Source organism: Paenibacillus oryzisoli, assembly GCF_050467285.1.
Taxonomy (GTDB): Bacteria; Bacillota; Bacilli; order Paenibacillales; family NBRC-103111; genus Paenibacillus_E; species Paenibacillus_E oryzisoli_A.
In genome coordinates this window covers 1-15255 of the sequence record NZ_JBCMUN010000025.1, presented here as the reverse complement: position 1 = coordinate 15255, position 15255 = coordinate 1, and the positions used below count along the sequence as shown (strand labels likewise).

Genomic DNA, 15255 nt, shown 5'->3' with positions numbered 1-15255 from the left:
CGAGGACGGTAGCATTTACTGATGACATGGAGCTGCTTCGAGGATATACTTTCTGACATGTTGAAGAAGAGCTAAGCGATGGATGTCGCTTAGCTCTTTATCGTTGGAATCATTTGCAACTGGAAGTTCGTTGTTTACTGAGTAACATTGGAACCGTCAATTTTCTTGAATCCGCTTGCATTTCCGCCGCCGTCGATATTGTTCTTCACTTCACCGTTCGAGCTGCTGCTATTGACCAAGATGCCGTAACCGCCATTGTTTTTGACGGTATTCGAGTTGATTTTAAAGTTTGTAACTCCTGTGGACTCGCTGTTATATACAATGCCATCACCGGTTGTATTATCATGGACATTATTATTGATCGTATCAATGTAACTGCTGTCAGCGACGCGAATTCCGCGGAAATAGTTGTTGTATACGCTGTTGGAATCAATCGTAACATTATCCGAATACGAAATGTTGAGCCCATTTCCGGACGAGGAATAGCTCATCACGTTGTTTTTAACTAATACTTTGGAGACTCGTCTTACATACATGTTGTGCCAGTACAGATACGATCCGCCATTGTTGTTGAAGTCACTGTTCTGGATCGTTACGTTCGTGCTTCCTTTGATGTGGAGACCCATCGTGGAATTTTTAACTTTAAAATTGTCAAACAAAATTTTATCGTTGGAGCTATCCGGCCCTTGAATCAAAGCGCCGTAATTGGTAATGCTGTCATGGTCCGGATCGGTATCGGGGTCGATAAAGCTGTTCCCGTCAATCCCCAGATTTTTAACAATGACGTTAACCACGCCGCCTGACGTCGAAGTCGTTAATACGCCGTTGGCTCCGAGATTCGTACTGGCATTACGTTTAAGCACGGTCGAGTTTTTTCCGGCGCCGTTCAAGGTGACATTGCTTTTTAAAACAATGGGTGCGGTAATCGTATACTCGCCTGAAGCCAGCGTTACGGTTCCTCCTCCCGCACTGGAAGCGCTGTTAATAGCGCTTTGGATGGTGCTTGTAGAAGCCCCGGCCGCAACGGAAACATCCTGAGTATGCTTTTGTGTGGGAAGTGTGGGAAGCGCTGCTGTCGCACCTGCAGCATTCGGAAGAATGCCGACGCCGCATGCAATAGCTAAAGAAAGTGCAAATGCCGAAAGCTTACGATTTACTTTTCTCATGATTAATTGCCTCCTTGTTTTGAATATTGGATTCTAAAAGCTGATCCACTTAGGTACTCGTCGAGGAGGAAGATTCCTCCCAAATTCACCTCCTGACATGATCATAAGGCCGGCAACGCATCCGCAGCATCATTGATATTTAACGAAGTCCACGTTTTCTTACGAAGGCGGGCAGGTTCTTAAAAAAGCGCGCTTCAATATTAAAAAACCGCACAATCCCAAGGTTCTGCATCCGATTTTTCTTTTTTCGGCGAATTCAGGTATACTAACAGGTGCACAAGAAAAAGGGGTGGCGTTATGTTCGCAATTACAAGTTACACCGTGGAAGCGGTTAGGGATCCGTTCGGCATTTTAGCCGGCCAGCGCTATGAGTTCAAAATCGAGATCGACGTCGAGGAGGACGACGAGCTGTATACGGAAAGCGGCTTGTATGTCAGAGTCATTTACAATGTGACCGAGGAGTCGGCCGGCATTTTGAAATATGAGCTGTACGAGAAAACGACTGAGCTTTATTTGGATTTTGACTTGGAGGACGACGAAGTGGCTGAACTGGAGGCGTTCTGCAAGGCGCACTACCTGGAAGGGCACGAAAGCGAATAAGAAGAATGGGACGAAAGAAAGGACCTCGCTCCCCGCGAACCGGCGGTGGAGACGAAGTCCTTTTGCTTGCTCAAGAATATTTCACGACTTTATTTTTACCGGTCGTCTTGGCTTTGTACATCGCTTCATCTGCCTGCTTGATCAGCTCATCGGCGGTCAGCCCGTTCTTGTACTTGCTGTACCCGATGCTGGCGGTGACGATTGTTTCTTTCTCGATGCGGCTGCGGATGCGTTCGGCGAAGCTTTCCATTTTCACGCCCGGATCGGACACCATAACGACCATTTCCTCACCGCCGTAGCGGCCGGCAATGCCGCATTCTTCCGCTTCTTCTTTCATAATTTGAGCCACCTGCTTCAGCACATGGTCCCCCATTTGGTGGCCTTGCGTGTCGTTCAGCTTTTTAAAATTGTCAATATCGCTGAACAGCACCGAAATCGGAATATGCCTCTGAATATGCTGGGAGACCCGGGTGTAGAAAAACTTGCGGTTATAAAGCCGGGTAAGACCGTCGGTAATGGAGGAATTATAAATCGCCTGCATCAGCTCGACCACCCGCTCGAACAACAGCAGGAATAGCAGGAAATAGTACACAATCGGCAGCACGTTGCCCGCCAGCGTCAGCGCAGGTTGAGCGCTTCCATACATGTACGTATTAATGAGATGAACCAATTGTTGGGCAAAAAATATCGTAAGTGCAAGCTGATATTTCATCTGCTGCCCGATGTACGGCGGAATTATATAGAAGCATAGGAAAATGATGACAAACATATACAGCTCAAACCCGATGTCCTGCAAAAGGCGCACCTGCTGCTCGGTTCCGCTGTACAGACGAGGTACGCTGAAATGCAGCACCGACACGACGAAGCCCATGACGATCAAGCCGTAGAAAAAGATGTACTGCTTGCGGCTCGTGCGATTATATAACTGGTAAATTCCCATATTAATAAGTACAAAGGAAATAATGCCAAGCATGTGCAGCGTATAACTCGTAAGGGAAGGGTTATAACTCCACAGCGCCACTGTCATCTGGAGCAGATGATGGATGCCGACAATGACGAGGGAAATCGTCATGGACATGTAGCCTTTTTTTCTTCTGTCCAGAAACAATCGAAGCGAGATCACAAACATTAATGTAACAATGACAGATACAATCGCATTGGAAATCCAAGTGGCCAATTCACCATAGAGCAGATCGTGAACGTTCATGCGGCCCTCCATCACCTCTTAATTTTCGACAAAGCTAGACTCTATTATATAGGAAAATCGGCGTTCGGCATAGAAAGGATTCAGGGGAATGCGCGGTGTTCTCTTTTCTAATTGATGGACACAAGTTACAATAAGAAGGAAAGCTGAAGGATTTTGGAGAGGGGCTCATGCAATGAACATCTTGCAAGCTTTATTTTTCCCGCCGGAACAGCCGGGTGGGGTGTCATCCATGGTTCCCTATATTTTGGAACGATTTAATAGAAAAGGCTGGGAAATGGAACTGTTCTCACTGCCCAAGCGAATTCGCGGCAAAGGTACAGAGGACGTGAATTTCACGACATTCGACTGGCGCAAATATGCAGGCAACCCGATTGTCGATAAATATATACAAACCTACAAGGATTACGTCTGGTGGACCAAGCTGCGGATCAAGAAAAATTATGACATCATTCATGCGCATCACCCGATTGCGGGGTTGGCGATGAAGCAGATTTTCCCGGATACGCCGGTTATTCTTACGATTCACTCCTCGTTTGAGCGAGAATTGATACTCAATGGCCGCATTCAGGAAAATGGAGTCGAGCATCAATTTCTGACGCAAATTTACGGCGAGCTGGAAGCGAAAGTGGATCAGATCATTACGGTGTCCAATTCGTTCAAGATGTACATATCGGATTACGTGCAGGACAGCGAGCGGATCGGGGTTATTCCAAACGGATTTGACGAGAAGCGGTTTCGCCCGATTTCGCACGAAAATCAAATCGCGCAGTTTATTACGGTATGTCGGCTCGTGCCGGCAAAAGGGCTCGATACGCTGATTATCGCGTGCGGTGAGTTGAAAAAACGCGGTCATCCGTTCGTGCTGCACATTATCGGCGACGGTCCGAGCCGTGAGGAACTGGAAAAATTAGCAATCGAGCACAATGTGTACGAGGATACGATTTTTTATGGGTATATGCTGCATCCGGAAGAGTTCATGCCGTTTTTTGACGTGTTCGTGCTGCCTTCGCGGGCGGAGGCGTTCGGTTCGGTGTTCGCCGAGGCGGCACTGTGCTGGCTAGCGCTGATCGGCACGAATGTCGGCGGGATTGCTGAGCAGATTGAGCATGGCTACAACGGACTGCTCGTGCCTGTCGGGGATGCGCTGGCGCTGAGCCATGCGATGGAGAAAGTTGTCATCGATCCCAGCTACCGCTACAATCTGGCCCGCGCTGCGTGGGAAAAGTCGAAGAAGTCGTATTCCCTCAACCGGGTACTGCGGCAGCTCAAGAGTGTGTATGAGCGCTATCAGCAGCCAGAAGTGGAAACAGAGCCGACGGACGCAGCCCAGCAGCCGAAATCGGATGAATAAGGGAGCTTTCCGAATGTCTCATAAGGGGAAGGAAGGCGAAGGAGCATGAAACGATTGCGGTTTCTGCATGCAGCCGACCTGCATCTGGATAGTCCGTTCAAAGGCATGTCGGCGCTGCCGGAGCGCATCCGGGAGCGGGTGCGCGAGTCGACGTTCGATACGCTAGGGGAGCTGGTGAGGCTGGCGATCCGGGAACGGGTGGATTTTGTCCTGATCGCCGGCGATGTGTACGATGTGGCGGATCGCTCGCTCAGGGCGCAAATCCGGTTTCAGCAAGCTGTGGAACAGTTGTCCTCGGAAGGCATACCGACCTATCTCATACATGGAAATCACGATCCGCAGGATGGACGCGCTGCACAGCTGGATTGGCCGGCAGACGTTCATTTTTTTGCGTGCGATCGTGTGGAAACGGTGCAGGTGATAAAAGAAGACCGCGGGATCATTGCCGAAGTGCACGGCATTTCTTATGGGACGGCGGCGGTGACGGACAATTTGGCGCAGCGGTTTGCAAAAGGGAGCGAGCCCGTCTATCAGATCGGGCTGCTGCATACGAATGTCGATGGCGATGCCAATCACGACAACTATGCGCCTTGCACGAAGCAGGATCTGCTGCGGGCGGGCATGGATTATTGGGCGCTCGGGCACGTGCATACGCGGCAAATTATACAGGCGCAAGGGCCTGTTATTGTGTATCCCGGCAACCTGCAAGGGCGCAGCATTCGCGAGCAGGGGCCGCGGGGGGCGTACGTGGTGGACGTCCATGAAGATGGACGAGCCGACTTGTCTTTCCAAGCGCTGGATGCCGTACGCTGGTATGAAGAAACCTTGGACACGACGGCGATCACGACGGAGCAGGGTCTCAAGGACGCGCTTGGCGATTTGTTGGATCGCGTGCGCGGCACGGCGGACGGCCGGGCTGCAATCGTACGCGTCGTGCTTGCAGGGCGCAGCGCGCTGCACCGCCTGCTGCGGCAGGGACAGGGGCGAGCGCTCCAGGAATTGGTCGACGAGCTGAGGGAAGAGGAAGCGGAGCAAAGCCGCTTTGTCTGGATCGAATCCGTCGTCGATCGGACGGCGAGCGAGTTGGATTTGGCGGCGCTGGCCGGGGAGAACAGCTTTCTCGGCGATTTGCTGCGGTATGCGGATGGACTTCAGCAGGATGAGGCTGCGCTGCAAGCCTTCGCGGATGAAGCACTGGCTGCGCTGCAGGGCTTGCCGCAGAGCGTAAGGGGCAGCGTGAACGCTGAACAGCTGCGGGAGTGGCTGCGCGCGGCCCAGCAGCTTGCCGCGGACTTGCTGACGGAGGAAGGAGGGCGGCGCGAATGAGGATTGTCGCGATCGAGGTCGATGGCTTCGGTAGCCTGCGCGAACGGCGGCTCACGACCGAGAGTGCGCTTGTTGTGTTCTACGGCGCGAATGAAGCGGGCAAAAGCACGCTGATGGGCTTTGTCCGCGCCGTCCTGTTTGGCTTTCCGACGCGCCAGCAGCGCGCGGAGCGGTATGAGCCGCTGGGCGGCGGCGCCCACGGCGGAGCGTTGACCCTGGAGGACGACCAGGGTCAGCGTATTCGCGTCGAGCGCTACGACGTGCCCGCCGCAGGCGGCCGACGTGCCGCAGCCGGGCACGTGCGCGTGGTATTCGCCGACGGCCGGATCGGCGGCGAGGCGGAGCTTGGCAGGCTGCTTGGCGGCCTCTCGGCCGACCTGTACCGCAGCCTGTTTGCTTTTGGCCTCAGCGAGCTGCAGGAGCTGCGCACGCTGCAAACCGACGAGCTCAGCGGCTATCTGTACAGCGCTGGGCTCGGGGTGAGCGGCTCGGCCATCATGGAGGCCGAGCGCAAGCTGACGGCGCAGGCCGACGGCCTGTACCGCCCCCGCGGGCGCAACCAGGAGATGAACCTTCTCCTGAAGGAGCTGGAGGGGCTGGAGCAGTTGCTGCGCCGCAGGCGGGACGAAGCCGCCGGCTACGGCCGGCTGCGCGAAGAGCGGCGCTCCGCGGCGGTGCGCATTGCTGCTCTCGAGGAGCAGCAGGCGGCGCTTCGCGCGGGGCTGGAGCAGCTCGCGCTGGCCGGTAAGGCGCGCAGCGGTTGGCTCCGCTGGCGGCAGCTCGGCCGCGAGCTGGAAGGGCTGCCCGCGCGGCCGGGCTTCCCGGCGCAGGCGACGGCGCGCCTCGAAGCGCTCGAGGCGGAGCTGGAGCGCCTGCAGGGCGAGCGCGCGAAGCTGGAGCTGCGGCGCGGCGGGCTGCGCAGCGAGCTGCAGGGGATTCAGCGGAAACCGGAGGTGCTGGCGCACCAGACCGAGCTGAATCACCTGCTGGAGCAGGTGCCGACGTACGAGGCGTATACGCGGCAGAGGGAGCAACTGCGCGTGGAAGCGGCGCAGCTTACGGCGCACATTCGCCGGCAGCTCGCGAGCGTGGATTTGGACTGGGAAGAGCCTGCGATTTTGAACTTCCCGATTACGATAGCACTGCGGGAGCAGGCGCGCCTCGATCGCGAGCGGCTCCGCAAGCAGGCGGACGCCGAGCTGCGCATGGAAGCGGAACTCGATCAGCTCTACGAGCAGGAGCGGCGGCTGCAAGAGCAGGCCGCACGGCTGGCGGCGGAGCTGGAGCGGAGCGGCGCCGGCAGCATGGGCGTGGGCGGCGTGGCCGGCGGGGCTGGGCAGCCCGTCGATCCGGCCAGTGAGCTGGCGGCGCTGACGAGTGATTACGCTCGTTGGCAGCTTGCTTCCCGTGAGCTGCGCTACGAGCAGGAGCGCCAGCAGGCGCAGCGCAGTCTGGAAGACGCCGCAAAAGCAAGCAAAGCGTCCGCGCGGCGGCTCATGCGGCGCTTGATGCTGCTCGCCGGCGTCTTGACGCTGGCGCTGCCTGCGGTGCTGCTGTGGCAGGGGGCGCTGCCGGCAGCAATTGCGACGTTTGTCGTGCTCGCTGTCGCAACCGGGTACATCGGATTCGGCACCCGCGAGCAAGGGCAGCGCTCATCACGCGCCATGTCGTATGCGGCGGGAGCGGCCGAAGCTGGAGCCGCCGCAGCGGAAGCGGATCTCCAGGCCCTGGAGCTGCGCCTCGCGAAAGGGATCGAGCGGATGATGCAGCAGGGAGCTGGCCATGAGGAAGCAGCGGCAGGCCGCGAAGGGCGGAGCAGCAGCGGAAACGGCGCGATCCCGCTGGACAGCTTGCAGCCATACCTGGACGCATGGCAGCGGGAAGCGGAAGGGCGCAAAGCCCAGTACCGCGAGCAACTGCGCAAGTGGGACGGCCGCAAGGATACGGAAGAACGGTTGCTCGCCCTGCATGCGCAGATTGAGCAGCGCAGTCAGTTGGCGGAACGGTTACATAAGGAAAAAGCCGATGCAGAGAAGGCGTGGTCAGCGTGGCTGCACGGCATGAACATACCGGCGGCGTTGTCGCCGGACAGCTTTCTAGAAACGCTCCAGACGTTGGGACAAGTGCAGGAAACGTTACGGCAGCGGGGCCAGTTGGAAGCGAAGCTGGCGACCATGGAACGCTATCTTGCGCAATTCGAAGCGCAAGCGGCGGCGCTGTTGGATCGGCCGCTTAGCGGGTCAGACGCGATGTTTGCGCTGAAGCGCTGGAAAGAGCAGGAAGCCGATGAGCTTGCCGGCGAAGCGTCTATACGGCAGCTGGAGCAGGCGATTCGGGAAACGGAGGAAGCGTTGGCGCTGACGGAACAGACGAAGGAGCGAACGCAGTCGCGCCTCCACATTCTGCTGCAAGAGGGCGGCGCGGAGGACGGAGAGCAGCTTCGGCAGTTAGAGTGCGAGCAGTTGACACGCACACAGCTGGTCGACGAGCAGCGCCTGCTGGAAGGCTCGCTGGAATCGCTGCTTGGCAGCTTGCCAGCTGCGGATCGTCTCTTCGCAGAGCTTGGCGACGTTACGGAAGAGGGGCTCGCTGCCCGCAGCGAGAACGTCCAGCAGCAGCTGGCAGAGCTGACGGCGGAGACGAACGAGCTCCGCGAGCGGGTCGGCAAGTTCGACGGTCAGCTCGAACGGCTGGAGCAGGGCGCCGAGCAAGCGAATGAGCGCTTGCAGGCGGAGGCGCTGCGGACGCGGCTGTCGCAGCTTCGTGACGACTACGCCGTCGCGTCGTTCGCCTCGCTCCTGCTGAAGAAAGCGCGCGACGTCTATGAGCAGCAGCGCCAGCCCGGCGTGCTGCTGCGGGCGTCCGCCTACTTCGCGGAGATGACGAACGGCGCCTTCCAGGCGGTGAAGGCGCCGTTTGGGGAACAGCGGCTCCTGGCGATTCGCGCCGGCGGCCAGGCGGTGGACACCGCAATGCTCAGCCGGGGCACAGCTGAGCAGCTGTATCTCGCCATGCGCTTCGCGCTGGCTGAGGAATATGCCGGAAGGGCGGTGCTGCCGCTCGTGATGGACGATATTTTGGTTAATTTCGATGAAGCTAGAATGGCGGGATGCTTACGCGTCTTGGCCGATCTGAGCAAACGCCATCAGGTGCTGCTTTTTACGTGCCATGCGCATGTGCGGGAAGCGGCGGCGAGCCTGATCCCGAATCATTTATCCATTTCACTATAAGTCACTATAAGGAGGGCATGTCCGGATGGAAGATGAGCCCGACAAGAAGAAAGAACATCGTGAAATCTCGTATCAGGTCGGCTGGAAAAAAGGCAAAATCGCATGGAAGGAAAACGAGATGGGCAGCGTGCAGCCCCAGGCTGCGTCCAGCGTTGACGCTTATTTCCCGGCAGTGGCCGATAGGCGTCTCAAGCTGCTGTGGCAGCCTGCGATGAGACTGCCAAACGGCGCATTGCTTCCGTTGCTGTACGCGCTGCCGATCATTTGCTTTGCTGTTACCCTTATTCTAATTACAGGCCTGCGTTAACGTCCGTCAGGACGCAGGAAGAGGAGGCTCACCTATGAATATGCTGCTTACGGTCATCGGCGCTTTGATCGGTTTATTCGTTACCGGCGCCGCTTTGTATACAGCATGGACCGTCCATCAGTTGTGGCGGCAGCAAGCGGCGTCACCGCGCGCCGTCTCCCAGGTGGAAATTGCGGTCACCTATTTTTCCAAATGGACGATCCTGGACTTCTCGGCGATCGGTATATTTCTCATCGGCTTTGTCTTACTGCTGGCTGAGCTTGTTTCGGTTCACCGGGGGCAGACGGAGGCGAATTTGCATTTTATGTACCTGCTCTCCGGCATGATCTACTGCTCGCTGGGCATGCTGCTGCTCATTGTTCGGCTAGCTGTGGTGCTCGCCTTCCTGCCGACGAGCACGTTACAGCGCGCTTCGGCGATTGCGCCAGATCATCAGCACGAGCCACACAACGCTAATTAAGCCGAATACCGGATACAGTGCCGACAGCAGCACCTTGAATCCGATATGGCTGATGATATAGCTGAGCGTTAAAATAAGCAATAAGAGCACTTTTGGCGGCAGCTTGGTTCGCTGCTGAAGCTGCATGGACAGCCCGTAAGCGTCACCGATGAATGTGGTGAATATTTCCCCATAGATAACGAGCAGATACGCAAGCTGCGGCAGTGGGCCGAGCTTGGTCATGATGGAGCCCATCGGGATTTCGAACTGCGCGATGCCCGGCATTTGCGCCGATAAGGCATAGTGTGCGGACAGAAGCAGCAGGCCGATACCTGCTCCGCCGATAAGGCCGCCCCATACGAGGACGGAGCGATTCGTCATCGCAGCGCCCATCGGCACCAGGACAGCCTGTGCCATCGCCAGGTTGAACGCGGTATACAGAAACGGGGCAAACCAGATTTGTCCGAGCGTGTCGTCGCTTGTGATGCGCAGCCAATTGCCCGAAGAAGGGGAATGCCACGTGTAGACGACGATGACGACGCTGAACAGCAGCATAATCGGGACGACAACGGAATTGACCGTCATAATGGCTTTGATGCCTCGGGTCAGAATGAGATAAGATAAGACCAACGTCACGAGGAGTCCGCTTGTGTAGGACAGGTTCAGCTGTTCCTCGAAGACCGTGCCTGCACCTGCGAGCATCACCGTCGTGATGCCGAAAAGGACGACCATCATGAACAAGGAAATCCATTTGCCTATACGTTCTCCGAAAATGACTTTATTCAAATCTTCATAGGAAGCGGCTTTCAGATCGTACGCCATCAGCATCAACCGAATGCCGATCCAGATGAAGAGGAGAGTGGCCAGGGCAATCGTGAGTGAAGCGAGCGATCCGTATCTTGTAAAAAATTGCAAAATCTCCTGTCCGGACGCAAAACCGGCCCCTACGACGGTGCCGATGTACGTAAAGGCCACACGGACCACCTGTGCACCTGTTCGCATAGATTGCCTCGCTTTCTATCGTTTGATATAGTACAAGGTATGTTTGTTCCAACCTTCGCATGACTGGAACTTTGGGCAAGCTCTTGGCGCAGTCATAAGGCGAGAAGCCGATAAATCGAAGAAATGTACGGGAGAGTGTCTCTTGTGAAAGAAACTCTTTTTGCTTTAATTGACCAGTACGGCTATGTGGCGTTATATTTGCTGCTTGCGACAGGCATTATCGGGTTGCCGGTACCGGATGAAACGATAATGGCCTTTGTCGGCTCTTTAATTGCGTTCGGCGGGCCCTTTGAATTCGGTCCAACATTGCTCGTGGCGTATGCGGGCACGATGACGGGCATGATCGTCAGCTATCTGATCGGCCACCGCGTGGGCAAGCCCTTTTTGAATCGCTACGGCCGCTGGATCAAGCTGACGCCGAGCCGCATTGAACGCGCGGAAGGATGGTTCAAGAAGTATGGCCTCTGGACCGTATTTTTCGGATATTTCGTTCCTGGCGTCCGGCATTTCACCTGTTATTTGTCAGGGGTAAGCGGTGTCAAGTTCTATAAATACATGCTGTACGCGGGAAGCGGCGCGCTGCTGTGGTGTACAACTTTCCTCCTGCTTGGCCGGTTTATCGGCCATAACCTGGAAGGATTGTTTCACCTGATTCATCGCTATGTCGGCTTCTCATTGATCGCGATTGCGATACTGGTCTTAATCGCGCTCATTATTATTGTACAAGTACGGAAACGCAAGACGGCGTCGTAAGATGCGGGGATAGGAAGCACAGTGCAGGTTGTATAGTGAAGCGGCAGTTCAGGACGCTAAGGGCGTTCCGGGCAGCCGTTTTGTTGTTTTTAGCTCGCCGCCCGCCTATTGCTGGGGAATAAGGGTACTCAACCACTTCTATTTTTTCCAAGTCAAGTGCTCGCTACAAAATAAGTGTAGTAAACCGCTTCTATTCGAAATGGGGAGGGGGCACTTCGGCTATATTTCCGAAAATTAAAGTGGTTTGCCACTCTTATTGGAAATGTCCTGTTTCTTTGGGATAGTCTCTTTTGGCGAGAAATTGCAATTTCTCTATAAAAACCGGATATTGAACTAAAAAAAGCGCATTCAGTCTAACGCCGGATTCTGCTATGCTCGTTATTATCGCAAGAATCGAGTATCGATAAGGAAGCGGGGAAACGTCATGTGGAGCGGCGACCAGCTCATTCAAGCCATGATTGACGAGGCGAAGCAAGCAAGAAAACTTCGCCGTACTGGGGAAACACGACACCAGCGCAAACAACGCCTACAACAGCTTCTGCGGGAGTCGCTGGGCACTTTTGCATCGACAGAGAACTTTACGCCGGTTGATCTTGAAAGCGAGAAGTGCGACGGCTACACCAGAGAGCGGGTCGAATTGTCGGCCGTACCTGGGGTAACGTTCCCTGCGTACATTCTCATCCCGGACGGCGCGTCGTCAACTAACAAGCTTCCGGGTGTGATTGCCGTGCATGGCCATGGTTACGGAAGCCGGCAAATTTGCGGCATGCGTTCGGACGGTTCGCCCGATAGGGGTGAACCGGATCTGTATAACCATTTTGCGGTGCAGCTCGTGAAAAGAGGCTTGATCGTCATGGCTCCGGATGTGATTGGATTCGGCGAGCGGCGTCTGCGTTCCGAAGTCGAAGAGAATCCTGACGCGCCGAGCTCCTGTTACCGGATGGCCTCACAGCTGCTGATGCTGGGCAAAACGCTAACGGGCTTGCGGGTCAAAGAGACGCTAAGCGCTGTAGACTACTTGGCCCAGCGAAGCGAGGTAGATGCCACAAAGTTGGGTATCGCCGGATTTTCCGGGGGATCGCTTATCAGTTATATCGTTGCAGCGCTGGATGAACGGATTCGGGCTTCGCTGCTGATCGGTTTTCCCAATACGTTTGAGGGCAGCATCATGGCCGTTCATCACTGCTTGTGCAACTATACGCCGGGGATTCTATCGCAAGCCGAGCTGCCTGACCTGATGGGGCTCATTGCGCCGCGGCACTTGTTTCTTGAATCGGGCAAGGACGATCCGATTTTTCCGGCGGCCGGGTTTATGGAAGCCGTTCACGAGCTTCAGGCGATCTATGAAGAGGAAGGAGCGCGAGATCATCTCGGGTTCGATCTTTTTCCAGGCGTACATGAAGTAAGCGGCAGGCACTCGTTTGCCTGGCTAAGATCAGTCCTTAATTCCTGAACTGAAGTCTGTTTCAAAAGGGGGATTGCGATGAAACGCATACAGGCCTTCCTGACCAATAAAAATATGCTGCTTCGCATAATTTTGTCCTACTTGCTGGTAGGACTTTTAGTTATTGTCATGCTCACTTTTGTGATCGCTTCCAAAGTGTCGGGGGATTTGACAGAAGAGATTAACCGCTCGGCGGATACCGCGATTGAGCAGTCGTACAATACGGCGAGCATTGTACTCAGCTCGACCTTTGACAACTTTGGCTCGGTGTTCGGGAGCGCGGATATTCAGGTTGGTTTTTATAACGAGGATTTCGACACGAGCACGTTAGGGCGGATCGGCACGAAATTGTATGCGCTCAGCGCGAGCAATCCGCTCGTCCATTCGATTTATTTGCTCAACAGTCAACGCAAACTGGCGTTCTCGTCGTTGTCGACGGTCAGAGACTTTGATGAGTTCTATGACAAGGGCGCGTTGGCACTGCTCGATAACCTGCAGCCGAACCGATCCGGCATTTTTACCCCGCGGCACATTCATTACGCCATAGACGGCAAAAGCGATGACCGCAATCTGATTTCCGTTGTGCTTCCGAATGCAATCGGTCAGGCGACGAACGGCGCGCTGGTGCTGAATCTCGATCAGCGCACCCTGCAGAGCATGGTGATGAACGGCTCGGAGAGCCGGCTTTTTCAATCGATGATTCTGAATAAGCAGGGCATCGTCATTACTCATACGAACGCAGAGAAGATTAATATGAATGTGGCGGAGCAGCCTTTTGTCCGTACGATCAGCGCGTCAAGCTCCCCGAAAGGAACATTTCAATTCAAAGAGGAGGGGCGGACGTACCGGGTTACGTACATGAAATCCGACAGCTTGGGCTGGACGTTCATCGGGATGATTGATTATGAGCAACTGCTGGGGAAGGTGCAGGAAATTAAACGCTTTATCCTTGGCGTGACCGGCGGGATGCTGGTGGCCGTCTTCCTGATCGGCGGTTTCTTTACACGCTGGATCTACGCGCCGATTCACCGGCTCATGACCTATGTGCATCATTCTCCCCTAGGTGCCAAGGAACGGCAAGGGGGGAGCGAACTTGACCTGCTTGGAAGTACATTCCATTATTTGGAAAATAAAATTCGCGATTTGCAGTGGCACGTAACCGAATACCAGTCGGCCAAGCGATCGGAGGTGATCCGGCTGCTTCTCTCCGGCGCGTGCACCCGGGAAGGGGACATGCGCAAGAAGCTGGTTGACGTCCGTATTGAGTTTACGCATCCGATCTTCGCCGTCGCTGTCTTGAAGCTGGATCATTTCCGAACCTTGCAGGAAACGTACACACAGGCCGACATCGATCTGTTCAAATACGCCGTGGCGAATATTGCTGACGAGCTCGTCTCTTCCCGCGTCTACTGCGTTTGCTTTGACAGCGGAGCCGATGAGGTTTCCCTGATCGCGAATTTCCCGGAAGGCGCAGGGGGGCTGCAAGATATGGCGGCTATGTCCGCCGACATCCAAACCAAGATCAGCGAGTTTCTGAGATTGTCCGTCACTGTGGCCGTTGGTCAGGAGGTATCGCAATTGGCCCATGTCAAGCGATCGTGGGCGGATGCGCGGAATACGCTGAGGTATCGGCTTGTGAGCGGGACCGGTGCTTTCCTGGGGCCGGACGTGGAGGAGAATCGGGAAAGCCGCTCGGATCATGAGACGGCTTCGGCAGAAAAACTCATTTTGGACCAGTTGAAGCTTGGCGATCTGAACAAAGTGCGGGAAGCGCTGGAGCAGTATATGGGCCTGATTCGCAGCGCACCGTTCGATGAGCTGATGCTGGCGTTGATGCAATTGATACTATCAACCGCAAAAGCGGCAAAAACGATGGCCGGTCCGGATCAACTCTCCACGCGCATGGACATCGGGACGCTCTTGGAGCAGCTCGGCACCTGGGAAACGTTGGAGGAAATTGAAAGCTGGTATATGAGGCTATGCGAACAGGCTGTTCACCTGCGTGACCGGCAAGCGCAGCACAAGAACAAATGGATTGTGGACAATATCCTGGATTACATTCATACGCATTATGTCGATCCCGGACTCACGATCGATCAACTGGTGGAGGTTGGCGGGCTTTCGCTCAATTATACGCGCAAATTGTTCAAGGACATGACAGGGCAGACGATCACGGCTTATTTAAGCGGCTATCGATTTGCCAAGGCGCAGAAGCTGCTCGTCGAAACCGATCTGCCAGCGAACCGGGTGGGGGAACTGGTGGGCTTTGAGAACGCCAATTACTTCTATGTATCGTTCAAAAAGCATACCGGAAAGGCGCCGGATCATTATCGAAAGCAGCATAAATTCAGTGCAAACGAGCAAGCGGCAAGCGAAGTTTAATCAGAAAGACGGGCGGAAACGCCCGTCTTTTTCAGTGCGCCTCACAGT

General features: G+C 55.3%; 12 protein-coding genes. 9 read left to right on the top strand and 3 right to left on the bottom strand.

Annotation, left to right across the window (positions count from 1 at the left end; all coding sequences use genetic code 11):
* Nucleotides 1-134: 134 nt before the first annotated feature.
* Complete coding sequence (locus ABE504_RS30130) at nt 135-1166, bottom strand: right-handed parallel beta-helix repeat-containing protein (protein WP_430096130.1); 1032 nt, start codon at nt 1164-1166, stop codon at nt 135-137.
* Nucleotides 1167-1463: 297 nt separating this feature from the next.
* On the opposite strand from ABE504_RS30130, the gene ABE504_RS30125 reads away from it, so the two are divergent.
* Nucleotides 1464-1766 (top strand): DUF6509 family protein, encoded by a 303-nt coding sequence (locus ABE504_RS30125; RefSeq protein WP_430096127.1) that lies wholly within the window; start codon nt 1464-1466, stop codon nt 1764-1766.
* 70 nt (nt 1767-1836) lie between these two features.
* On the opposite strand, the gene ABE504_RS30120 is transcribed toward ABE504_RS30125, so the two are convergent.
* Nucleotides 1837-2973: a GGDEF domain-containing protein gene (locus ABE504_RS30120; RefSeq protein ID WP_430096125.1), complete on the bottom strand. Its 1137-nt coding sequence runs from the start codon at nt 2971-2973 to the stop codon at nt 1837-1839.
* Between the two features lie 172 nt (nt 2974-3145).
* Here ABE504_RS30120 and ABE504_RS30115 point away from each other — a divergent pair, with 172 nt between their 5' ends.
* Genes ABE504_RS30115 through ABE504_RS30095 form a run of 5 tightly spaced genes read left to right on the top strand, consistent with a single transcriptional unit; the run spans nt 3146 to nt 9647 of the window.
* Nucleotides 3146-4324 (top strand): glycosyltransferase family 4 protein, encoded by a 1179-nt coding sequence (locus ABE504_RS30115; RefSeq protein WP_430096122.1) that lies wholly within the window; start codon nt 3146-3148, stop codon nt 4322-4324.
* A 45-nt stretch (nt 4325-4369) separates the two neighbouring features.
* Nucleotides 4370-5650, top strand: a complete 1281-nt coding sequence (locus ABE504_RS30110) for a metallophosphoesterase family protein (RefSeq protein ID WP_430096120.1) — start codon at nt 4370-4372, stop codon at nt 5648-5650.
* Nucleotides 5647-8880 carry an AAA family ATPase gene (locus ABE504_RS30105; protein ID WP_430096118.1) on the top strand — a complete coding sequence of 1078 codons (3234 nt, stop codon included), beginning with the start codon at nt 5647-5649 and terminating at the stop codon, nt 8878-8880. The genes ABE504_RS30110 and ABE504_RS30105 overlap by 4 nt, the downstream gene beginning before the upstream one ends.
* 25 nt (nt 8881-8905) lie before the next feature.
* Nucleotides 8906-9187: a hypothetical protein gene (locus ABE504_RS30100; RefSeq protein ID WP_430096117.1), complete on the top strand. Its 282-nt coding sequence runs from the start codon at nt 8906-8908 to the stop codon at nt 9185-9187.
* 34 nt (nt 9188-9221) lie between these two features.
* Complete coding sequence (locus ABE504_RS30095) at nt 9222-9647, top strand: hypothetical protein (protein ID WP_430096115.1); 426 nt, start codon at nt 9222-9224, stop codon at nt 9645-9647.
* On the opposite strand, the gene ABE504_RS30090 is transcribed toward ABE504_RS30095, so the two are convergent.
* Nucleotides 9588-10628: a YkvI family membrane protein gene (locus ABE504_RS30090; RefSeq protein ID WP_430096113.1), complete on the bottom strand. Its 1041-nt coding sequence runs from the start codon at nt 10626-10628 to the stop codon at nt 9588-9590. The two genes, ABE504_RS30095 and ABE504_RS30090, sit on opposite strands and share 60 nt — an antisense overlap.
* A gap of 144 nt (nt 10629-10772) precedes the next feature.
* Here ABE504_RS30090 and ABE504_RS30085 point away from each other — a divergent pair, with 144 nt between their 5' ends.
* The 3 genes from ABE504_RS30085 (at nt 10773) to ABE504_RS30075 (ending at nt 15207) form a co-directional block, all read left to right on the top strand.
* Nucleotides 10773-11381: a DedA family protein gene (locus ABE504_RS30085; protein ID WP_430096110.1), complete on the top strand. Its 609-nt coding sequence runs from the start codon at nt 10773-10775 to the stop codon at nt 11379-11381.
* Between the two features lie 424 nt (nt 11382-11805).
* Nucleotides 11806-12834: a dienelactone hydrolase family protein gene (locus ABE504_RS30080; RefSeq protein ID WP_430096107.1), complete on the top strand. Its 1029-nt coding sequence runs from the start codon at nt 11806-11808 to the stop codon at nt 12832-12834.
* Between the two features lie 30 nt (nt 12835-12864).
* Nucleotides 12865-15207, top strand: a complete 2343-nt coding sequence (locus ABE504_RS30075) for an AraC family transcriptional regulator (protein ID WP_430096105.1) — start codon at nt 12865-12867, stop codon at nt 15205-15207.
* Nucleotides 15208-15255 lie beyond the last annotated feature (48 nt).